Raw genomic sequence first — 23,434 nt, 5'->3', positions numbered from 1 at the left:
ATTCTCTCCTTTATATATTTATCATTTCTTTAAGTTTTCTAACATTTCCACGACTAACTGGAACTTCTGATTTTGTGTAATCCTTCATAACAAGCTTATATGTACCATTAAACCAGGAATAAATCTCAAAAACCTTATCAACATTCACAAGATAACTTCTATGTGCTCTAAAAAATCTTGTCTTTTTCTCTATCTCACTTAAATTATTACTGGTTGTATATATATTATCATTTAGCTTAATATAAGTTTTTTCATTCTTTATATAGCAAAAATATATATCATTTATATCTACAAGTACAATTTTCCCTTCATTCTCGCAGGGTATTTTATTCACAAAATAATTTTTACTTACTTTCTTAAATCCATTTAATAGTTCTAACACTCTATTCTCTATTGGTCTCATAATACTTACATATTCTTTAAGTCTTTCTATAGTTTTTCTCATTCTTATATCATCAAAAGGTTTTAATATATAATCAAGCACTTTGGCTTCAAAAGCCGACACAGCATATTTATCGTAAGCGGTTATAAAAACCACTGCAATAGCACCATCAATTTTTTTTATCTCCTTTGCCACATCTATACAGTTAGAGTCATAATTATTTATATCAAAAAACACAGCCTGTGGTTCTAATTTTTTCATAAACTCCATCGCAAAGTGATCATTCTTAGCTGCCCCTATTATTTCAATATCATCATATTCTTTTAATATGAATTTCAACTCACCTAAGTTTTTAATCTCATCCCCTAATAAAACACACTTTATTTTACTCATTAAGCCTCACTCCCAAAACTAGTATTGTTGAAAAAGTAATGTTTATTATGTAAAACAATATTAAATGTAGAATTTTTTTCGTATATTTAGTATATCATGTTTTAATTTAGTTTCTTTAGTCATATAACGATTAATTAAATTACATTTTTTATAATATTATACATATGTTTATATTATTTCATTCTTTTATGCTAATCAACCCTTATTTTTTGCATTTTAGAACGACTTTTTGCTTATTTGGGTTTTTTGTGTTTTTTTTCCAAAATATAAGTTGTACTATAACATTATATATAAACATCAAAGGGGGATTTTTTATGAATTCAATAGTTTTAGTAATTATAGCAGCTCTAGTACTTATTATAGGTTATAGGGTTTATGGATACTTTTTAGCTGCTAAAGTTCTAGTTTTAGACGAAACAAGAACAGTTCCATCTACCGTACATAATGATGGCCGTGATTATGTTCCTACCAACAAGTGGGTTCTTTTAGGTCATCATTTTGCAGCCATTGCTGGTGCTGGTCCTTTAATAGGTCCTGTACTTGCTGCACAATTTGGATACCTTCCTGGAACACTTTGGATATTACTAGGCGGTGTTCTTGCTGGTGGTGTTCACGATATGATTCTTTTGTTTTCATCCGTAAGACACGATGGACAATCTATTGCAGAAATAGCAAAGGATGTTCTCGGTAAAAAAATGGGCTTTATAACATCTATATCCGTAATATTTATACTCATAATAACTATGGCAGGGTTAGGGCTTCCAATTGTAAATTCTCTTTTCAATAGTCCTTGGGGAACCTTTACTGTTGGTTTTACAATTCCAGTTGCCTTTTTAGTTGGAATATATCTAAAATTTATTAGACCTGGTAAGATCGGAGAGGCCACTGTTATTGGAATGGTTTTAATTTTGCTTGGTGTTTATTTAGGTCCATCTATTCAACATACTTTCCTAGGTAATCTTTTAACTTTTAACGCAAAACAGTTATCACTTATACTTGCTATATATGGATTTTTAGCTGCTGTTCTTCCTGTGTGGCTGCTTCTTTTACCAAGAGACTATTTAAGTACTTATATGAAATTAGGAGTTATAGGCGCTCTTGTAATTGGAATAATCTTTGTACGTCCTACTATACAAATGCCTGCTGTAACAAAATTTGTATCCGGCGGCGGTCCTATTATTCCTGGTAAAGTATTTCCGTTCTTGTTTATAACTATAGCCTGCGGTGCACTTTCAGGCTTTCATGCTCTAATAAGTACAGGTACTACTCCTAAGCTTATTAGAAATGAAAAGGATATACTACCAATCGGATACGGTTCAATGGTTATAGAATCCTTTATAGCTCTTATGGCCCTTATAGCTGCAACTGTACTACCAACTTCAGATTATTTTGCAATAAATTCAGCTCCCGCATTATTTGCAAAGCTTCACATGCTTCCAAAAGAACTTCCTATGCTTTCACATTTAGTTGGTGAAAAGCTTGCAGGTAGAACTGGTGGTTCTGTATCTCTTGCTGTGGGAATGTCTTATGTATTCTATAAAATTCCACATTTAAAATCACTTATGTCCTATTGGTATCACTTTTGTATAATGTTTGAAGCTCTTTTCATACTCACAACTATAGATTCTGGTACAAGAATAGGACGATACCTAATTCAAGACCTACTTGGCAAAATATATAAGCCATTTTCCAATAAGGATTCTTGGTTTAATGTAATTTTATTTAGTGCTATTATGTCCTTCACCTGGGGATATTTATTGTATACAGGCAATATATCCACCATATGGCCGCTGTTTGGTACTGCAAATCAAATGCTTGCTACTATAGCCTTTGCTGTTGGAACCTCTGTACTTTTAAAAATGGGAAAGAAAAAGTACATTCCAATAACCATAATACCTATGGCATTTGTGGGTATAAATACTGTTTGGGCAGCTATTGAAAATATAATATCCTATATACCTCAGCATAAAATTCTTTTAAGTGTAATGTCATTTATATTAATTATAATGATAGTGATAATCGTAGGTGAAAGTATACGAATTTGGCTCAGGGACTATAGAACAAAATCCACTTCTAAAAATTTAGAAGCATAAAAAAGAGCTTTAGGGAAAATATGAAGCTATATTTTCTCTAAAACTCTTTTTTTAACTAAACATCGTAATAAGTTCATTAAAGGTACTATCCGAAATCTCTTCTTCATTTTCCTGCATTATAAACTGCACAGAAGTTCCATATAAAGCTCCAAGAAGTATTTTAGAAAGCTCACTTGGAGAATAAAACTTAAATTTTTCTCTTTTTATAAGTCTATCCATAACATTATTTTGTATAAGTTCAGATGCTCTACTATAAAAATTACTTAAAAGCTTTTTTATAGGCTTTGACCAAATAGACATGCTTGTTAAATCATAAAGGACTCTAAAAAGCTGGGGGTTATTCTTTAAGGTTTCCTGAAAATATTTTATAAGTCCAAATATTTTTTCCTCTTCACTCTTACCTTTTTTTAAAATAATATCAATTTCACCTAAATACTTTTCTGTAATATTTTTGGCAATCTCTCTAAATAGCCCCTCTTTATTTCTGTAATAATAACTTAACTGACTCAAAACAACTCCCGCCTCATCTGCGATATCTCTCATAGATACATTGGCATATCCCTTAACTGATATGCACTTAAATGCTGCTTCAAGTATTTTTTTAGACTGATTAGAATCTTTAATTCTCAAAGTATCCATTATTCTCACCCTCTTAAAATTTAAACTGACGAAAATTCTCTAACGGTGCTGCATATTTTGTTTTTACTTCCAATTTTAAAAATCTCCAAAATGGCACAGTATTTATCTGCAAAAACCACCACAAAACTCTCCTTATATTTGGGAAGCTTTAAAGTTAGTGGCCACATATGTTTTACTATGATATCCTGCTCTTTTTCACTTAAATCAAAAAAATTATTTGCATTTCTAAGGGCAGTATATGGATGAGTAAATCCGTGAAGACCGTCCTTAGATTTGGTTTTATGCCAATCATATAAAAAGAAATCATGCAAAAGAGCACCTCTTGCTGCTGCACGATAATCTAATTTTAATTTTTTACATATAGAATAGCTTATATATGAAACATAAATACAATGATCAAGACAGCTTACATTACTATGTTGTATAAATTTATCCATAGAAAGTACAATATCTTCACTTATAAGGTCAGAAATACATTTATTAAACTCCCTATAAGAATCCTTGTATTTTGTTTTTGATTTCAAGTTTAATTTTATAGAACCTATCATTTAAATTTCTCCTTATATCACGATTTAAAATAATCAGCCGTGGAAACGCAAGAATCAATCTTTTATATTTTACTATCTTTTCGTAATATTTGTTAATAGAAATATTGGAATAATTTATAATAACATTCCTTAATTCAAGAGCATCTATTACAGATTTTATGGTATCAAGCATAAAATACATCAATAAAAAAATAGAAATCTTTTCTTTTGTAGTAGCAGATATATTAAAGACTATACTTGAAATAATGGGATGTATACTCTCTACTAAAACAAATGCCAAAACACCCCATAAAATAGAATATTTAAGACAAATATATCCATGGACATTTGCAGCATCATCGCTATAATCCCACCATTTACAATCGAAAATTGCCTCCAAAATAAATCCCGTTATATACTCCAGTACAGTAACTATAAAAATAGAGAATATAACACTTAATCCTATATTTATTATTGGATTTTCAAAAGAAAACTTTATAAAACTTGATATCATAACGGTTAAAATAGCACCAAAACCATAAATAGGGCAAAAAAAGCCTGTTAAAAATCCCCTATTCACTATTTTCCTTTCATTAAAACTAGCGTAAATAGTTTCAAGCATCCATCCTAAAAAAGAATAAATTCCAAAAAATATTATAAATTCTGAATAAGTCCACATAATAAACGCCTCCTAAAAGCATACATTAAAATAATTCGGACGTATGACCTGATTACAATATTATCATATAATCTTAAAACATGCCATTTATTTGTATTAAAATACCTATCTTTTCATAAAAAATTCACAATAAAGCTTTTCTCTTCTATCTTTTTTATACCTAAATTTATCTCTACATTCTTTTACTACATTTAAATCTAAATCAGCTATTAGAAGCTTTTCGTTAATGCTTTCACTAATTATGGTTTCTCCATATGGACTAACTATCATAGAGCAACCTGAATAATATATTTTTTCACCTGTGCCAACTCTATTTACGGCTGCAATATAACTTTGAGTTTCTACTGCTCTAGCTTTTAAAAGGGTTTCCCACTGACCTATTCTCTCATGGGGCCAATTAGCAATAACTACTATACACTCTGCCTTTCTAGATGCTTCTAAAAATATTTCTGGAAACCTCAAATCATAGCAAATAAATGTTGAAAGTGTAAACTCTTTTATATTACAATACTTGATTGTATTTCCACTGCTATAATATTTATCTTCGCCAGCATATGAAAATGGATGAATTTTAGTATATCTTAAAATCTCATTTCCTGAAAAAGAGGTTATAGAAAAATTATTTTTTCCCTTTCCATCATTAGAAGCTTCTACAAAGCCAAACCCTGAACAAATATCAAATTCTAGAGACATTTTTTTAAACCATTCTACAGTATCAAAACTTTTTTCTCCTATCTTAACTACATTCATAGAAAACCCTGTAAGCGTCATTTCCGGAAAAACAATTAAATCCACTTCATTTTTTTTTGCTTCTTCTATAAATTTAAGGCATTTATTTTTTGTTTTTTCTTTATTTTCAAAAAAAACATCAATTTGAGCTAAAGCTATTCTCATAAAGACTCCTCCAATATTAATAGTATTCTATTTTGAAGATTTGTTACTAGTATTTATAAATAAGAATATCATAAAGATTAATATTATAGAATATATCTTCATAAATTTAATCTAAGAGGTAATAATATATATAATAATAATACTATTATTTATATTTTTTAGCTATCCACTTAATATTATCCAAATTGCAATATTGAGTAATGCTTTTTAACTCTTAAACGAAAATAATATTAAATCATATAACAAATACTAAATCTAGGAGGACCCTTAAATGCTTGTTGATAAAAAAACCTTTAAAAATGATTTCAAAAAAAAGCTTATGACGCTATATGCTGAGGATATAGATAACTCATCAAAGCTTCATCAATATTTGGCTCTTGGGAGTTTAATAAAAGAATATTCTGCTCAGAAATGGATGAACACAAATAATCAATACGCAAAAGAATCTCGAAAGCAAGTTTATTATTTTTCAATGGAATTCTTAATCGGAAGACTACTTGGAAGTAACATTTTAAATTTAGATATATACGATATATGCGAAGAAGGCCTTAGTGAATTAGGCATAAACTTAGAAGAACTGCAAGAAGTAGAAAATGATGCAGGACTTGGTAATGGTGGTCTTGGAAGACTTGCTGCTTGTTTTTTAGATTCAATGGCATCTCTTGGCATTCCAGGACACGGATGTGGTATACGATATGATTACGGTCTTTTTGAACAAAAAATAGTTGATGGTTATCAAGTAGAAATACCTGATAATTGGTTAAGAGACGGTAATGTTTGGGAAGTAAGACGTGAAGATAAAGCTATTGTTGTAAAATTTGGAGGAGAAGTTATTCAAACTGAAAAAGATGGCAAACTCTCCTTTGAGCATATAAATTATGAGTCAGTACTCGCTGTTCCTTATGATACTCCAATAATAGGATATAAAAATAATACCGTTAATACAATGAGACTGTGGCGTGCTGAAACCATTGATAAAGATTTTGACTTAGAATCTTTTAGTAAAGGACAATATTCAAAGGCTGTTGAACACAAATATTCCATTGAATCCATTTCCCAAGTTCTTTACCCTGATGACACTAGAATTGATGGTAAAATTTTAAGATTAAAACAACAATACTTTTTCGTATCTGCTGGTCTTAAAAGCATAATTAGAAGTTATAAAAAAACAGGACGTCCGATAGAAGAAATTCATAACTATATACAAGTACACATAAATGATACTCATCCTTCTATAGCAGTAGCTGAATTTATGAGAATATTAATTGATGAAGAAAATTTACCTTGGGATGAAGCTTGGAAAATGACTACGGAGGTTATGGCATATACAAATCATACAATACTGGCTGAAGCCCTTGAAAAATGGTCTATAGAACTATTTAAAAAGCTTCTTCCTAGAGTTTTTATGATTATAGATGAAATAAATGAGAGATTTTGCAAGGAAGTCTTTGAAAAGTACAATGATTTAGAAAAGGTCCATAAAATGGCTATTATAGCTGATGGTTCTATAAACATGGCATATTTAGCTATCGTTGGAAGCCACTCTGTAAACGGTGTTGCAAAACTGCATACTGAAATATTAAAATCAAGAGAGCTTCATAATTTCTACGAGTTTTACCCCGAAAAGTTCAACAATAAAACAAATGGTATAACCCATAGAAGATGGCTTATGAAATCAAATCCTAGACTTTGTGAATTAATAACTGATACAATAGGTACTAAATGGATTGAAGCCCCTGAGAAGCTTATAGATATAATTGTTTACTCTGAGGATGAAAATTTCAAAAATAAACTTCATGAGATTAAGCAAAACAATAAAATTAGATTTGCTGAAATGGTTAAAGCAAAATACGGTATATCAATAGACCCTAATTCAATATTTGATGTACAGGTAAAAAGACTTCATGCATACAAAAGACAGCTTTTAAATGTATTTAATATCCTTAACCTATACTATAAACTAAAGGATGATCCAAATTTAGATATAGTTCCACGAACCTTCTTCTTTGGAGCAAAAGCAGCACCTGGATATTATTTAGCTAAACGTACAATAAAGCTAATAAATACAGTAGCGAATCTAGTAAACAACGATACTACTATAAATGGGAAAATCAAAGTTCTATTTTTAGAAAATTACTCTGTTTCTTTAGCTGAAAAAATCATTCCTTGCGCTGATGTAAGCGAACAAATTTCAACAACCACAAAAGAAGCTTCTGGAACTGGAAACATGAAATTTATGATGAATGGTGCTATAACTATAGCTACTTTAGATGGTGCCAATGTTGAAATTCATGAAAAAGTTGGAGACAAAAATATAGTTATATTTGGAATGAAAAAAGATGAGGTTATGAATTACGAAAAGAATAAAAACTATAACGCTGCTTATTATTATAACAATGATCCTAGAATTAAAAGAATAGTTGATAGCTTAATAGATGGTTCCTTAGGTGTTCCAAAATCTGAATTCGAGGACATATACAAATATCTATTAGCAAATAACGATGAGTTCTTTGTATTAAAAGACTTTGATGATTATGTAGAGGCTCAAAATAGAATAAATCTATTGTATAAAAATCAAAGTAAATGGCTTGAAATGTCTGCAGTTAATATTGCACATTCTGGAGATTTTTCTAGTGACAATACCATTAAAAACTATGCAAAGGAAATATGGCACGTTAACCCTGTCAATATAAAGTTAAAAAAAAATTAAAGCTTTTTAATTTTCTGTGGTTTTAAGGTAAAGAGAGCAAATAGCCCCCTTTACCTTTATTTAACTAACAGAGTAAAACAAAACTGCCACACTAATACTTAGTATGACAGCTTAAATTTATGCAGTTTTTTCTTCATCTTCTTTTTCGGATAAGCTTTTTTCTGGAAGAACAAGATTTAATATTATTCCAACAAGAGTTGCAAGTGCAACACCTGATATTTCTATAGGTGAACCCTTGAATTGAAATTTGATTGATGCTCCACCAATTCCAAGAACTATTATTACTGATGTTATTATAAGATTTCTCTTAAGTGAAAAATCTATCTTATCATCTACGAACATCCTATAACCAGAGGATGCTATTATACCAAATAGAAGTATACTAACTCCACCAATTACTGGTTTAGGCATATTTGCTATTATAGCAGCAACTGGTCCTATAAAGGATAATATTATTGCTATTACAGCAGCTACTCCTATTACCCAAACACTGTATATCTTAGTTATCGCCATAACTCCTATATTTTCACCATAAGTTGTATTTGGAGGTCCTCCTACAAAACCAGCAAACATAGTAGCTAATCCATCACCAAGCATTGATCTATGAAGTCCAGGATCTTTTGTAAAATCTCTTCCTACCACATTATTGGTTACATACACATGTCCTATATGTTCTGCTATTGTTACAAATGAAACAGGCGCCATAATTATCATTGCATTTATATTAAATTTAGGTGCCATAAATGGCGGAATTTCTATTAAACTAGCTGATAGTATAGCATGAATTGTTTTTTCTGGTACAACTCCTAATACTAGGGCAAGTGCATATCCACATATTATTGACACAAGTATTGGAATAACTCCTAAAAATCCTTTAAAATACATGCTTCCTATAACACCTACTGCAAGTGTAAATAAGGCTACTGCTATCCATGCAGTTCTTGATACTCCTGGATCTATAGCTTGCTTAGGATCAAGCCCTGCCCAGCCAATAGCACTTGATGCTAAACCAAGTCCTATTACTATTACAACTGAACCAACTACTACTGGTGAAAGTATTCTATTAAGCCACTTAACCCCAGCAAATCTTATTATTGTTGATACTATTATGTATACCATACCTGCTGCAATAACTCCTGAAAGCATAGAATTTACTCCATAGTTTTGAGCTGCAACAGCCATTGGTCCTATAAAAGCGAAAGATGATCCTATGTATGCTGGAAGTTTAGCTTTTGTACATAAAATATAGAGAAGTGTTCCAATTCCACTACAGAATAAACCTATAGCAGGACTCATATGTGTTAAAATCGGTACTAAAATTGTTGATCCTACCATTGCAAATAAATGTTGAAAACTAAGTGGTATTGTCTTTCCTATTGGTAATTTTTCTTCTACGTCTATAAAGTTCTTCAAAAAAACTCCTCCTTTGTAGCCTCTCTGGACTATATTAAAAGTTTATTTATAATTCATAAATATTTACTGAATCATCTTCATCTATTTCTTTTACATTAACTGATATCAATTCACTTTTTGATGTAGGCACATTTTTTCCAACAAAATCTGCTCTTATAGGAAGTTCTCTATGACCTCTATCTATAAGAACTGCAAGCTGTATCATTTTAGGTCTTCCTATATGCATAATAGCTTCTATTGCTGCTCTACATGTCCTTCCTGTATATAACACATCATCAACAAGTATAACTATTTTATCTTTAACATCCTCATATACTTCCTCACCTTTTACTATTGGTTGAGAACTTACAGTTGTCAAATCATCTCTATATAGTGTTATATCTACTTTCCCAACCCTAACCTTTTTTCCTTCTATTTCTTCGATTATGTCTGCTATTCTATCAGCTATAGGAATACCTCTTCTTTTTATTCCCACCAAAATTATATCGTCTATACCTCTATTTTTTTCTATGATTTCATGTGCTATTCTAGTTAGAGTTCTTTTCATAGCTTTATCATCTAAAATTCTTGCTTTCAAATTCATATACTCATCCCCAATCTGAAATATTTTTTTATTTATATAGTAAAAAAGCCTAACCAAAAAGGTCAGGTTTATCTCCAAATAAATATTTTTTCAAACCTTAAGACCTCACAGGATCACTTTAAAGGGGTTTTTACTACCACATATGTTAACACATATTTCACATCATTTCAATTCATTTTTTAAAATACTTATTATTTTTTTAAAATAAGGTGGCAACTCACTTTCAAATTCTATGTAATTTCCCTTAGTGGGATGAATAAATCCTAATTTTTGCGCATGAAGCATCTGACCATTAAGGTTAAATCTTTGCTTTTTATATCCGTACACAGGGTCACCTACTAAAGGATGCAGTATATGTGCCATATGCACTCTTATCTGATGTGTTCTACCTGTTTCAAGCTTACATTCTACTAGAGTATTATTTTTATATCTTTCAATGGTTTTATAGTGTGTAACAGCATTTCTACCGTCTTTAAATACTCCTATTTTTATTCTTTCTACAGGATGCCTCTTTAACGGCTTATCAATAGTTCCAGCATCTTCTTTTATAACACCTTCAACAAGCGCTTTATATATTCTATTCATAGAATGTTCTTTAAGCTGATATGCAAGATTTTTATGTGCCACATCATTTTTAGCTACAACAAGTATTCCTGAAGTATCCTTGTCTATCCTATGTACAATTCCTGGCCTTAATACACCATTTATGCCTGATAAATCTTTACAATGATGTAGTAGTGCATTTACAAGTGTTCCAGTATAATTTCCGGGTGCGGGATGTACTACCATTCCCTGGACCTTATTTACCACAACTATGTCTTTATCTTCATAAACTATATCTAAGGGTATATTTTCAGGTTCAATTTCAAGCTCTTCATTATCAGGAATTTCAAACTCAACGATTTCTTCAGCCTTTAACTTGTAATTACTTTTTACAGTCTTACCATTTACAAAAGCCTTTCCCTTTTTTATAAGCTCCTGAATATGTGATCTAGACATATCTTGAAATTCCTCTGCCAAGTATAAATCTATCCTCTTATTTTCATTTTCTTCTTCAACCGTAAAATTATATTTTTTCATTTTTTTTATCGTCCTTTAATATAATAAAAATTGCAAGTATTATAGTACCTAATACAACACATATATCTGCAACATTAAACACTGGATAATAATAAACATCTTTATAGTGAAATGAAATAAAATCAACAACGTATTTATAGACAACTCTATCGTATAGATTTCCAACAGCTCCTGAAATTATTAAACTTAATGAAATTCTTACTAATTTACTCTTGGGTCTATATTTTATTATATAAACTACAATAGCTATAAGTACAATAAAAGTAACTAATGAAAGTATTGTTGTTTTTCCACTAAAAGTTCCCCAAGCAGCTCCCCTATTTTCAACATAAGTTAAATCAAAAAAATTTTTTATAATTGGTATTTGTTGAACTTTTTTCAGCTGCGTTAGCGTCCAAACTTTACTTAACCTATCTAACAAAATACCAGCTACTACTATAAGTATTTCCACAAATGCTCCTCCTGCCTATAAATTAATTTAAGAGTGGCAAGACCCTCTTAAACTTATATAGTCTTGCCGCTCTCCTTTTTAATCAGGAAGTTGATCTTTGTATTGAGAATTACTTATCTTTTCTATAGATTCAACATATCCTTCGTCTTCACTATCATCATCATTAAAATCTTCATATTTCTCTATTTTATCAAATTCCTGAACTTTTTCATAACTATCTTCTAAATCAAATGCATTCCTAGTATTGCCATCATAAAATGGGTATGAAATTACATCTTCTTCTGGCGGCCTATTATTTTTATCTCTTGGCATTGAATCATTTAACTTGTTTTGACACTCTATACAATTTTCTGCATATGGTACAAATTCAAGCCTTTCTTCACCTATTGGCTTACCACAAGAGGAACATATTCCATAATTACCTTCTTTAATCTGCTCCATAGATTTTTCGATTTTTTTTAGTAAGGCCTCTTCATTCTTTTTAGATGCTTTTCCTCTCTCAATATCATTAAATTCAGCTGCTAAATCAGAAGGATGATTGTCATAGTAAGACAATTCTGAAGCTATTTCAACATTAGCATCTACAGTTTGATTTTTTTTCATATCTCTAATGATTTTTATGAGGTTTTCTTTTTCAACTGTAAGTTTATTATTAAAGTACTCAAGCTTTTTCTTATCCATAATAATTCTTCCTCCATTATGATGTATAGAAGACTTAGGGATATAAATTTTATTTCCCTATGAATTATTATTTGAAAATAACGAAATATTATAACAAACTTATCATATTGTTTAATATTGTAGAAGAATTTTTTATAGCTATCGGTAAAAATTTCTCATAATCCATATGCGCACCATTATTAGCATTATCAGAAATTGACCTAATTACCACAAATGGAATTTTATTTAAATATGCAGTATGTGCTATACTACCGCCTTCCATTTCGCATGCATACGCATCAAATTCGCTGCTTAGCCATTTTATTTTTTCTATATCAGCAACAAATTGATCTCCAGTTGCTATTCTTCCTATGTGTGCTTTTTGATTTTCAAAGCTTTTACATACCTTATTAGCAATTTCAACTAATTTAGTATCACATTTAAAATCAAAAGTATCCATTCTAGGAATTTGTCCTACCTTATCACCAAAAGCTGTAGCATCCATGTCATGTTCTACGAGGCTATCTGCTATTACAATATCTCCTGGAAGTACATCTTTTCCAATTCCACCTGCTACTCCTACATTTATTATAGCATCTACCTTGAAATCGTCTACTAAAATTTGTGTACAAATTGCAGCATTTACTTTTCCTATGCCGCATCTTACTATAACTACATTTTTGTCGTTAAGGCTTCCCAAATTAAATACCATTTGAGCCTTATTTTCTTTTCTTTCCATTTTCATTTCCTTTAAAAGGATCTCTAACTCTTCATCCATGGCTCCAATAATTCCAATTGTCATTTTCATTTCCTCCTGCTTTTTAAATATATTCGTAAAAAAATCTCACATAAAAGTGAGATTCTAAAAACTAAGCTTATAATTCATATAAAGCTTAATTTATTAATGCTTCTATAAATCCTATTTCACAAAAAACTTCTTAACTTCCTCTAAGTCATCAGCAAAGCTTTTATCTACATCTTCAAGTCTATTGTCAACTTCTACTGATGATACTTTTTCGTCTACAGCTTCAATTTCTTTTTCACTTAACTTTTCAGTACTTGAAACATTATAATTGTTTTCAAAGTCATTTTCAAGCGAATTAAACATATCCAGCTGAGAATTCATGAAATTTCTATATTTAGCTCTAAATCTCATAAATTGCTGTTTTACATTATCATAGTCATCATTTATTTTTATAACGTCTTGATTTGCTTTGTCAATTATTCTTTGAGCTGTATCATTAGCATTCTTAAGTATCAAATCGCTCTCTGTTTTTGCTGACTCTTTTGCTTGTTCTGCAGCATTTTGAGCTAAAATCAAAGTGTTTTGAATTGTATCTTCGATTTTTTCATAATGAGCTAATTTTTCTTTTAATATAGTAGTTTTTTCTCTAAGCTCAGAGTTTTCTTTATAAAGCTGTTCATAGTTTTCTGAAACTTGATCTAAAAACTGATCAACTTCTTCAGTATCAAATCCTCTTAACGCTCTCCTAAATTCTTTAGTATTTATATCCATTGGTGTTAATCTAACATCCACAGTATCACCTCAGTTTCTTAATTTCCTCATTGTCTAAATAAATTTTATAAAAATACTAATAATAACCCTTTGAATTAAACTGAGTACAGCAAAGGCAGCTATTGGTGAAAAATCGACCATTAATCCCGGCATGATTCTTTCCTGTAACCTCCTAAACGGCATCAAAAGCGGTGTAGTTACCTTGCCTAAAAGTTCTTTTATATCATATAAAGAATTATTTGGTATAAAAGATAGTATAGCATCAAATATTATAATCCATCTTAAAATTGTAAATATGCTATTAATAGCCATAATGAGCATAGGCATTGTACTTACCCTCCACTATTATTTTCTATTATTTTGACCAGTTAAAAATACTTTTACTCGCCAAGTCATTTTTTAAATCTCTAGATATATCAACATTTGAAGGTGACAATAAGTAAACTCCCTTATCAACCTCTAAAAGTTCACCGTTTAAAACATAACTTGCTCCTCCCATAAAATCAAGGAGTCTTTGAGCTGTTTTAGGTTCCAATTCTGTAACATTAACCACAACTATTTTTCTATTTTTTAAATCATCACATATTTGGGTAGCTTCATCATAATCTTTAGGCTTAACAATAACGACCTTCACTGAAGAAGCTGTATGTATATTTACTACTTTATTGTTATTAGACTTATTATTTACTTTTTCATCATAGTCGTAATTATTTTCCTTTACAGCTGCTTCTTGTTCTATTACTTCATCTTCATACTCATCAAAGTCCTCATCATTAAGACCTATTATTCCCATCACTTTGTTTAAAACTTTATTTGCCATTTTTTAACCTCCTAATTAATATTATTCTTTGTTGTAATTTCTTTTGCCAAATATGCCTTCTCCTACTCTGACAATATTAGCACCCTCTGATATAGCAATCTCATAATCATGAGTCATCCCCATAGACAAATACTTCATTTCAATATTTTTTATATTTTTATGTTTTAAATCATCAAAAATATCTTTCATCTTTCTAAAATAAAATCTATTGCTAGTTTCATCACCTATAGGTATTACTGCCATCAATCCCTTTACATTTACACTACTACATTTCTCACATTCATCTAATAAGAATTTTAAATCTTCTTCTAAAATTCCGGTTTTATTTTCCTCTCTTCCTATATTTATTTCTATAAGAACATCGGCTTTTAGACCTTCATTGGTATAACGTTTTTCTATTTCCTTTAAAAGTTTTATACTATCAAGAGAATGTATTAAAAAAACCTTTCCCACTATGTACTTAACTTTATTAACTTGAAGATGACCTATTAAGTGCCATCGTACATCATTTGCAATTTCATCATACTTTTTTACAAGTTCTTGAACCTTATTTTCTCCAAAATCTCTGACACCTTCATTATATGCCTCTTTGACATCTTCAATGGGTTTAGTTTTTGATACAGCCACAAGAGTAACCTCTTTTGGAATCTTTTCTCTTACGTTCTTTAGATTAGAAGTTATACCCAATTTTATCGTCTCCCTTAATAATATATTCTCCATAAAAACAAAAAAACCTTCATACTTAACAAAATTTTAATATAATTTAATAAAATTCTTAAGAAAAAATTTTATTGGGTCATTTTCATTTGATTTTAGAATGTCTTAGCTCACCTTTAAATGCCGGAATTTTAATATCTTTGGAAGTTTTTAGCTTTACATAAATACTTCTTCTTTTTAAATTCTGCATATGATTTTCACTAGATAACATATAAGTTTTTAATTTATCTATATTACCTATAGCCTTTATATTAAACGGTGTGCTAATCTTAACACCATTTATAAGTAAAAACTCAGCATTACAATATATTTCAGTATTAGCTACAATTCTCTGTCCATTTATAGAAATAGCCTCTGCGCCAGCACATTTAAGATCATTAATTACACCTCTCATATCAAAATCATGAATAACCTGATATATAGTTCTTACTTCTCTAAAATTAGCATCCTCACTACTAGCTGAAATTTGATTTCCACTATCATCTAGTGTTATGTCTACTCCACGACCTATTACATCTACTGTACCAAGTTGTATCTTATTTAAAATAAGTTCATTTTGCATTTGATTCCTTGTGCTATTAAAGTCTTCACTTGCCTTATCATAATCTTTTATGTTATTTTTTAAATCAACATATTGTTTATTTATATCATTTATCTCATTTAAAAGTGCACTTTTTTTTCTATACGCATCCTCATACTGTTTTGAACTTAAGTAAACTACCTTCTTTGATTTATTTGCAAAACTCATATTTGATGATATAAGAACACCTAAAAAAACTGAAGCAATAAATATAAAAACTGAAGCTTCATTGTTTTTCATACAAACACCTCGTTAACGATTTTTAGCTAGTTCTATGAGTTTCCTTCTTATTTCTGCAAAATTGTTAAAAATTCTAGTACCAAATACAATTACTGCTGCCAAATATATTGGAAGTCCTAATTTATCACCTAAATACACTAATGCCACAGATAAAACTGCATTTCCAAAAAATCCAGATATAAATATATCAGCCTTAAACTGTTTACCTAGACCAGCTCTTATTGCACCAAATACTGAATCTAGACAAGCAAAAATAGCTACCGAAATGTATGGCGAAAATTTATCAGGAATTGGTACATTCCATACAACTCCTATTATTATACCAACTAATAATCCAAAAACTGCAATCACAAAATCACCCCACTATTTACTTACAGGTTTAGCATAATCGAATTTTATAACTTTGTTCGATTTGCTTATCTTAATACTTTGATATTTATTATAGTCGGCTTTATAACCGGAGGGTACACTTGAAAGTACTCCTGGATAAGAAAGAGCAGAATAAAGAAGTTTACTATCACCTATAGCCTTAATTGTTATTTTTTCATAGGGGGATATCCTATCATCTCCTACAAATATATCTGATCCTCCACTTGAACTTCTTATTCCAGTCATTGAAGTTATTCTAATATCGTTTATAGATATTGCTTCTGCCTGTGAAAAATTAAGTTCGTTAATAAGATACAATAGATTTTCTCCTGTTATAACATCAGTTTGACCTTGATTATTATTAGTAGAAGATGATATCTTTTGAGGAGTTATTTCAAGTATTATTCCAGGACCTGTAACATCAACACTCCCAGTAAGCATATTACTTATATTAAGTTCATCCACTATTTGTTTGTTCATAGAACTGCTACTAGCTGCCGCATTTTGATATCCCTTTACTTTACTTTGAAGCTCATTCACTTTTTTGGTTAGGTCTTCCTTTTCTTTACTAAGCTTATTTACCTCTTCTGAGATTTCTGTACTTTCCATACCTGTATTCTGTTTTGTCTCTTGAAAGCTTACAATTTTAAGTTGATGGGCTATCATAAATCCCAAAATACAACATACAAAAGCAACTCCAATCTGAGCTCCAAATTTTTTCATAACAACTTCCTCCCTACTGCTGGACAGAATATACGGGATTTCCTTTAAAACTCACATCAACATATCCCTTTTTATCATTTAATTTTTGAGAACTAATCACATTAACAGCTTCATTTATTTTATTATATATATCGTCAGGAGTTCCAATAACTACACACATATCTTTAAAATATACCTTTAAATTCAAAATATTGGACATGTCCACATCTGTAATTTTCAATTTACTGTCGTTTATGGATATACTTGTTATCTTATTTATTACATCTAGTCTTCGTGAGTCACAGGGAATTTTATTTCCTAGTTTATTACTTTTTAAATTAACTCCATCTAATTTTATCAAATTCATTCCTGATATATTATTCCTTATTTCCAATAATACACCATTTTTATCGATAATAAAATAGTTTGAGTCCTTGTTTATATAAAAAACCGATTGCCTTTCTTTTACAATAATATCAATAGTATTTGGCAATTTTTGCTTTACTGAAACATCTTTAATATATGGATTTTGCAAAATATTATCCTTATATTTATTTAAATTCAAATAAAAAATATTGTTACCCTTTGTTAGTCCAGAATTTTCTATAATATTATCGGATTTAATTATTTTATTTCCTTCTACAGTTATATATTTTATATTAAAATACGGCAACTTTAAACACAATGTTACAAGTACGCATATTAGTATAAGAAAAAATATTACCATTCTTTTTCTTCTTCTTCTCTTTCTTCTTTTAACTATGTACTCATTTACCTCTTTCATACGTTCACCTTTTTCTCACTATAATAATAGATATTTTATATTTAAAATTGACTTATACAAGTACCTAACAGGCTATGTATAAGTCAATTTTTGTTTTAAAAACATATAGATATAAACTAGTTACTATTAAATTAAATTATTTTTTTCATCAAGTAACTATATAATTTTAAAATAAATCAAATGGTAGATTTACTTTAAAATTTGTAAAATTACTTATTTCCTTGAGATGATATATTAAGTAGTATCCCCATAGCTATTAGATTAAAAAGAAGTGAGGATCCACCATAACTTATAAACGGAAGCGGTACTCCTGTAACAGGCATTGATCCTGTTACAACTGCTATATTTATTATTGCCTGTACAGCTATTACGGATGTTATTCCAACTGCCAGTAGCATACCATAAGTATCTTTTGCATTCATTGCAATTTTAATACCCCTTTGTATTAAAACAATAAACAATATTATAATAAAAATACAGCCTATAAGACCCAATTCTTCTCCTATTATAGAAAATATAAAGTCATTATATGGTTCTGGTATGTAATAACACTTTTGTCTTGACTGTCCAAACCCTAATCCTTTAAGTCCTCCTGAGCCTAGTGCCAAAAGAGACTGACAAAGCTGATATCCAACTCCTTGAGAATCTTTCCAAGGATTTCTGAAGGTCATAAACCTTTTATATCTGTAACTTTCAGCTGTTATAAAGAACAAACCCGCCGGCACCATTGCAACAAATATTGAAACAATATGCCTTAGTTTAGCTCCTCCTACAAACATAACTATCAAACTAACAACCATTATTACAGTTGCTATACTAAGATTCTTTTCAACATAAACAAGTCCTGCAAACATAATAGCAATAAAAAGATATGCTACAAAATTAGGAACGAATTTTTTAATTTTATCGCCATTTTTTTCAATAGCCTTTGCAAGTACAAGTACTATAACATATTTTGCTATTTCAGATGGTTGAAGATTTCCAAAAGGTCCTATCCTTATCCATCTATATGCTCCATTTATAGGAGGAAACGCTAAAACTACTAAAAGAAGAATTATAGTTATTACAATTAACTTTGATGTTATTTTTTTTAGTAGATGATAATCTATTTTTTCTACTATTAAAAGTATTATTATACTTCCTATAGCCCATACACCCTGCTTCTTTAAAAAAAACATATCATCATAATTATACATTGAACTATTGAGTGCACTATATGAACTAGCACTATAGATCATAATTACACCAATTGCTACAAGTAAAAGCACAGTTGCAAAAAGCACAAAATCAACTTCAACCTTTTGAAGTAGTTTTGGTTTTGACATATATAAACCTCCTAAATCAATACTTAAATTAACGATAGAAAAGCTATGAGACACAATATAACTGTCACAATTGAAAATACCGAAACAACTTTTGTTTCATGCCATCCAAGTTTTTCAAAGTGATGATGTATTGGTGCCATTTTAAATACTCTTTTTCCTGTAAGTTTATAACAGCTTACTTGAATTATATCCGATAGTACTTCAATAACATATATTCCACCTACAATTATAACCAACAATGGTAATTTTAATACCAAAGCAATTGCTGCAACAGCTCCGCCTAGCCCTAATGAACCAGTATCACCCATAAAAATTTGTGCAGGATATGAGTTATATTTTAAAAAGCCTAAAAGTATACCTACAATAATTCCACAGAATACTGATAATTCATATTGATGCCAAGAATAACTTACTACTGTAAAGAAAGTTACAACTAATATTGTTATTGATGATGCAAGTCCATCTAAACCATCAGTAAGATTTACAGCATTTGTAACAGCAACAAAGTAAAATACAACAGCTGCCATATATACTATAGGCGGCATTGTCCATGTTATTTTAAAGAATGGTATAAAAGTGTCACTTCCAAAACGTATATATGCATAATATGCAATACCTGCAGAAAATATAATTTGAAGGAGGAACTTTTGATTTGAAGTAAGTCCTTCATTTTTTTTATGAATAATTTTAAGTAAATCATCTACAAGACCTATCATTGCAAATGCAAAAAAACATATAAACGCAAATACGGCATTACTATTAAGATTTTTTCTCATTATAACCATAGCAATAACAGCTGTAGTTATAAATATAATTCCACCCATAGTAGGTGTTCCAGCTTTTTTCATATGGCTTTTAGGACCATCATCACGTATTGGTTGACCAAATTTCAATCTGTGTAGTATGGGTATTAAAAGTGGTCCTTGAAGTATTGAAAATAGAAATGAAATTAGTACTGAATAAATGATAACTCCCATTTTATATCTCCTTATCTAGTTCTTTAAGTTTTGCAACTATATTTTCAAATTTCATAAGTCTAGATGCTTTTACTAAAAATACATCTCCCTTTTTTATGTCATTCTTAACAAACTTCAAAAGTTCTTCGTTAGTTTCAAATCCCTTAAAGTTTTTTTCATTTTCATACCCAGCCAAATAAGCTTCTTTAAATTCCCCCACTATTAAGAGTTCATCTATATTATTTTCTTTTGCAAAGCTTCCAACCTCTTTATGTGCTTCATATGATTTTTCTCCGAGCTCTCTCATAGTTCCAAGCACTGCTATTTTTCTAGTACCTTTAAGATTCTTTGTAACTTCAATAGCTGCTTTCATAGAATCAGGACTTGCATTATATGAATCATCAACAATTGTTATATTATCACCATTTACAATATCAAGTCTCATAGAAGTAAGCTCAAGCTTTTTTAATCCCTTTCTAATTTCATCAAAACTCATTCCAAGCTTTAGTGCCGCAGCAATAGCTAACATGGCATTTTCAATATTGTGTTTTCCTGGCATATTTAGCGTTAAGCTTTCATCTCTTACTTTAAATGCTGAAGATTCTTCACCAAGCTTTACATCTTCAGCATTTAAATCACCTAAGCAATTTAAAGATGTTTTAACTGTATTAATATTATCAAAGCTATGTTTTCCTAAAAGGTCATTATCTGAGTTTACAATAAGTGTACTATCTTTTGTAAAGAAATCTGTTATTTCAAGCTTTGCCTTAAGTATATTTTCTCTACTTTTAAGATTTTCAATATGGGATATTCCTATATTAGTTATAAGGGCTATATCCGGTCTTGCAGCCTTTGCCATATTGTGTATTTCTTCAAAATGATTCATTCCCATTTCAAGTACAGCAACTTCATAACTTTTATCTAGGTTAAATATCATAAGTGGAAGTCCTATTTCGTTATTGAAGTTTCCTGATGTTTTAAATACTTTAAATTTACTTTTAAGAACTGACGCAGTAATATCTTTTGTTGAAGTTTTTCCAGTAGATCCTGTTATTGCAACTATCTTAATTTCAAGAGTACTTCTATAGAATTCAGCTAAGTCTAAAAGAGCTTTTTTTGTGTCCTCAACCAATAAAACGGATACATCCTTATTAAAAGAATCCTTTTCAAAATGAATTTCATCAACAATACAAAGTGCCGCTCCTTTTTCTACTGCATTATGTACAAACTTATTTCCGTTAAAGTTTTCACCATTAATTGCAATAAAAACAGAGCCTTCCACTAACTTTCTAGTATCTATACTTATATTATTAAATATATCCTTATTTCCTTTTAAAATGATCTTTCCATTTATCGCCTTTGCAATTTCATCAAACGTCAAATTCTCCACTTAAAACAGCTCCTTTATAAATTCTGAAACAATCTCTTTTTCATCAAAATGGATAGTTTTATCACCTAGTATTTGATAGTTTTCATGTCCTTTACCTGCTAATACTATTACATCATCCTTCTTAGCCATAAGCATAGCTTTTTTTATTGCTTCTTTTCTATTCTCTACTATAACATAATTATTGCCTTTAATGCCACCTACTATATCTTTTATTATTTCTTCTGGTTTTTCACTTCTAGGATTATCCGATGTTATAACTGCAATATCACTAAGTTCTGCGCCTATCTTGCCCATAATTGGTCTTTTAGTTTTATCTCTGTCACCACCACAACCAAATACAGAAATGAGTCTACCTTTTGTAAATTCTCTTGAAGCCTTAAGTACTTTTTCAAGTCCATCTGGAGTATGAGCATAATCCAAAACCACGTCAAAATTAACATTAGTATTATGTGTAACTATTTCACATCTTCCTGGAACAGATGATAAATTTTTAAGACCTTCCTTTACCTTTTCCATACTTATTCCTTCATTAAGTAAAGCAGCTACACTTCCTAAAGCATTATATACATTATACTTTCCTGGTATATTTATTTTAACATGCTCCTTTAAGTCCTTATAACATAAATCAAATTCTGTTCCTCTAGAGGTCATCTTTAAGTTTTCAGCTCTTAAATCAGCTTCATTTGTAAGACCATATGTTATTTTATTATTGTTTACATCATCAAAAACTCTTTTACCATAAGTATCATCAATATTTATTATTGAATTTTTACTGTTTTCAAATAGTATCATCTTCGCCTTATAATAATTTTCAAAAGTCTTATGAAAATCTAAATGATCCTGTGTTAAATTTGTGAATATACCCTGATTAAAAGAAATTCCATATACCCTAGATAGATATAAAGAGTGTGATGAAACCTCCATAACACAATATTCTATTCCTTCATTCACCATATCTCTAAACAATTCCTGAAGTTCAAGAGACTCAGGTGTTGTTCTATGACTTTCTATTTTTTTATCTCCTATGTAATTTGCAATAGTTCCTATAAGCCCAACCTTATAACCAGAACTTTCAAGCATGGACTTCATCATATATGTAGAAGTAGTTTTTCCATTGGTTCCTGTAATTCCTATAAGCTTTAATTTAAGCGCTGGATTACCATAGAAAGCAGCACCCAATAAAGCCATAGCTTTTCTTCCATCCTTAACTTTAATAACAGTACAATTAGGAAGTTTTTCAGGAACTTTAGTACACACTATAGCCCCTGCACCATTTTTTACAGCTTTTTCTATAAATGCATGACCGTCACTTGTGTACCCCTCAATGCAAAAAAACAATCCTTTTTCCTTAACTTTTCTAGAATCATAATTTACATTATCAATGTCTACGTTCAAATCTCCACATATAAGTTCATATTCTACATCACCAAGTATTTGTTTTAATTTCATAAAATCACTCCTCAATAGGTACATAGTTTAACTGTTCATTATAATGTAATATAATTTTCACATCATATAATTTAAAATTGTT

Annotated in this window: 25 protein-coding genes; 2 read left to right on the top strand and 23 right to left on the bottom strand. The window is 29.9% G+C overall.

What is annotated here, in order from left to right:
• Positions 1-10 precede the first annotated feature (10 nt).
• The gene (locus tag CLFE_RS10600) at positions 11-775 is read right to left on the bottom strand and encodes a LytR/AlgR family response regulator transcription factor (RefSeq protein WP_077892662.1); all 765 of its coding nucleotides are present in this window, start codon (positions 773-775) and stop codon (positions 11-13) included.
• 314 nt (positions 776-1,089) lie between these two features.
• Here CLFE_RS10600 and CLFE_RS10595 point away from each other — a divergent pair, with 314 nt between their 5' ends.
• Positions 1,090-2,868, top strand: a complete 1,779-nt coding sequence (locus CLFE_RS10595; protein ID WP_077832743.1) for a carbon starvation CstA family protein — start codon at positions 1,090-1,092, stop codon at positions 2,866-2,868.
• Positions 2,869-2,919: 51 nt separating this feature from the next.
• On the opposite strand, the gene CLFE_RS10590 is transcribed toward CLFE_RS10595, so the two are convergent.
• From CLFE_RS10590 to CLFE_RS10575, 4 genes are all read right to left on the bottom strand, one after another.
• Positions 2,920-3,507 carry a TetR/AcrR family transcriptional regulator gene (locus CLFE_RS10590; protein ID WP_077832742.1) on the bottom strand — a complete coding sequence of 196 codons (588 nt, stop codon included), beginning with the start codon at positions 3,505-3,507 and terminating at the stop codon, positions 2,920-2,922.
• A 20-nt stretch (positions 3,508-3,527) separates the two neighbouring features.
• Positions 3,528-4,055, bottom strand: a complete 528-nt coding sequence (locus CLFE_RS10585) for an HDIG domain-containing metalloprotein (RefSeq protein ID WP_077892663.1) — start codon at positions 4,053-4,055, stop codon at positions 3,528-3,530.
• Entirely contained in the window at positions 3,997-4,713 is a 717-nt protein-coding gene (locus tag CLFE_RS10580; protein ID WP_077851643.1) for a putative ABC transporter permease, read from the bottom strand. The genes CLFE_RS10585 and CLFE_RS10580 overlap by 59 nt, the downstream gene beginning before the upstream one ends.
• A 105-nt stretch (positions 4,714-4,818) precedes the next feature.
• A complete protein-coding gene (locus CLFE_RS10575) occupies positions 4,819-5,607 on the bottom strand; it encodes a nitrilase-related carbon-nitrogen hydrolase (protein WP_077892664.1) in 789 nt (262 codons plus the stop codon).
• Between the two features lie 271 nt (positions 5,608-5,878).
• Here CLFE_RS10575 and CLFE_RS10570 point away from each other — a divergent pair, with 271 nt between their 5' ends.
• Positions 5,879-8,317 (top strand): glycogen/starch/alpha-glucan phosphorylase, encoded by a 2,439-nt coding sequence (locus tag CLFE_RS10570; protein WP_077892665.1) that lies wholly within the window; start codon positions 5,879-5,881, stop codon positions 8,315-8,317.
• Positions 8,318-8,434: 117 nt separating this feature from the next.
• On the opposite strand, the gene uraA is transcribed toward CLFE_RS10570, so the two are convergent.
• The 18 genes from uraA to CLFE_RS10480 all read right to left on the bottom strand — a co-directional run bounded on the left by uraA (position 8,435) and on the right by CLFE_RS10480 (position 23,352).
• Positions 8,435-9,730 carry a uracil permease gene (uraA, locus tag CLFE_RS10565; protein WP_077892666.1) on the bottom strand — a complete coding sequence of 432 codons (1,296 nt, stop codon included), beginning with the start codon at positions 9,728-9,730 and terminating at the stop codon, positions 8,435-8,437.
• Between the two features lie 46 nt (positions 9,731-9,776).
• The gene (gene pyrR / locus CLFE_RS10560; RefSeq protein WP_077892667.1) at positions 9,777-10,313 is read right to left on the bottom strand and encodes a bifunctional pyr operon transcriptional regulator/uracil phosphoribosyltransferase PyrR; all 537 of its coding nucleotides are present in this window, start codon (positions 10,311-10,313) and stop codon (positions 9,777-9,779) included.
• Positions 10,314-10,475: 162 nt separating this feature from the next.
• Positions 10,476-11,393, bottom strand: coding sequence for an RluA family pseudouridine synthase (locus CLFE_RS10555; protein ID WP_077892668.1), 918 nt, complete (start codon positions 11,391-11,393; stop codon positions 10,476-10,478).
• A complete protein-coding gene (gene lspA / locus CLFE_RS10550) occupies positions 11,380-11,844 on the bottom strand; it encodes a signal peptidase II (protein WP_077892669.1) in 465 nt (154 codons plus the stop codon). The genes CLFE_RS10555 and lspA overlap by 14 nt, the downstream gene beginning before the upstream one ends.
• 78 nt (positions 11,845-11,922) lie before the next feature.
• Complete coding sequence (locus tag CLFE_RS10545) at positions 11,923-12,525, bottom strand: TraR/DksA C4-type zinc finger protein (RefSeq protein WP_077832733.1); 603 nt, start codon at positions 12,523-12,525, stop codon at positions 11,923-11,925.
• Between the two features lie 88 nt (positions 12,526-12,613).
• Complete coding sequence (locus tag CLFE_RS10540) at positions 12,614-13,306, bottom strand: 5'-methylthioadenosine/adenosylhomocysteine nucleosidase (RefSeq protein ID WP_077851648.1); 693 nt, start codon at positions 13,304-13,306, stop codon at positions 12,614-12,616.
• Between the two features lie 117 nt (positions 13,307-13,423).
• Complete coding sequence (locus tag CLFE_RS10535; protein ID WP_169850892.1) at positions 13,424-14,020, bottom strand: DivIVA domain-containing protein; 597 nt, start codon at positions 14,018-14,020, stop codon at positions 13,424-13,426.
• 54 nt (positions 14,021-14,074) lie between these two features.
• Positions 14,075-14,347, bottom strand: coding sequence for a YggT family protein (locus CLFE_RS10530; RefSeq protein ID WP_077832730.1), 273 nt, complete (start codon positions 14,345-14,347; stop codon positions 14,075-14,077).
• 28 nt (positions 14,348-14,375) lie between these two features.
• A complete protein-coding gene (locus tag CLFE_RS10525) occupies positions 14,376-14,840 on the bottom strand; it encodes a cell division protein SepF (protein ID WP_077892670.1) in 465 nt (154 codons plus the stop codon).
• A 21-nt stretch (positions 14,841-14,861) separates the two neighbouring features.
• A complete protein-coding gene (locus tag CLFE_RS10520; RefSeq protein WP_077892671.1) occupies positions 14,862-15,527 on the bottom strand; it encodes a YggS family pyridoxal phosphate-dependent enzyme in 666 nt (221 codons plus the stop codon).
• 115 nt (positions 15,528-15,642) lie between these two features.
• Positions 15,643-16,377, bottom strand: a complete 735-nt coding sequence (locus CLFE_RS10515; protein ID WP_077892672.1) for a DUF881 domain-containing protein — start codon at positions 16,375-16,377, stop codon at positions 15,643-15,645.
• Positions 16,378-16,389: 12 nt separating this feature from the next.
• A complete protein-coding gene (locus CLFE_RS10510) occupies positions 16,390-16,728 on the bottom strand; it encodes a small basic family protein (protein WP_077832726.1) in 339 nt (112 codons plus the stop codon).
• A gap of 12 nt (positions 16,729-16,740) precedes the next feature.
• A complete protein-coding gene (locus CLFE_RS10505; RefSeq protein WP_077832725.1) occupies positions 16,741-17,469 on the bottom strand; it encodes a DUF881 domain-containing protein in 729 nt (242 codons plus the stop codon).
• Positions 17,470-17,482: 13 nt separating this feature from the next.
• Positions 17,483-18,232 carry a cell division protein FtsQ/DivIB gene (locus tag CLFE_RS10500; protein ID WP_077832724.1) on the bottom strand — a complete coding sequence of 250 codons (750 nt, stop codon included), beginning with the start codon at positions 18,230-18,232 and terminating at the stop codon, positions 17,483-17,485.
• A 209-nt stretch (positions 18,233-18,441) separates the two neighbouring features.
• Complete coding sequence (gene ftsW, locus CLFE_RS10495) at positions 18,442-19,557, bottom strand: putative lipid II flippase FtsW (protein WP_077832723.1); 1,116 nt, start codon at positions 19,555-19,557, stop codon at positions 18,442-18,444.
• Between the two features lie 23 nt (positions 19,558-19,580).
• Positions 19,581-20,534: a phospho-N-acetylmuramoyl-pentapeptide-transferase gene (gene mraY, locus CLFE_RS10490; protein ID WP_077832722.1), complete on the bottom strand. Its 954-nt coding sequence runs from the start codon at positions 20,532-20,534 to the stop codon at positions 19,581-19,583.
• 1 nt (position 20,535) lies between these two features.
• Positions 20,536-21,903, bottom strand: a complete 1,368-nt coding sequence (locus CLFE_RS10485) for a UDP-N-acetylmuramoyl-tripeptide--D-alanyl-D-alanine ligase (protein WP_169850890.1) — start codon at positions 21,901-21,903, stop codon at positions 20,536-20,538.
• A complete protein-coding gene (locus CLFE_RS10480) occupies positions 21,904-23,352 on the bottom strand; it encodes a UDP-N-acetylmuramoyl-L-alanyl-D-glutamate--2,6-diaminopimelate ligase (protein WP_077832721.1) in 1,449 nt (482 codons plus the stop codon).
• Positions 23,353-23,434 lie beyond the last annotated feature (82 nt).

Origin of the sequence: Clostridium felsineum DSM 794 (assembly GCF_002006355.2) — a bacterium.
Taxonomy (GTDB): Bacteria; Bacillota; Clostridia; order Clostridiales; family Clostridiaceae; genus Clostridium_S; species Clostridium_S felsineum.
Note: the sequence above shows the minus strand (reverse complement) of the source record. Positions and strands in the feature narration are given on the sequence as shown.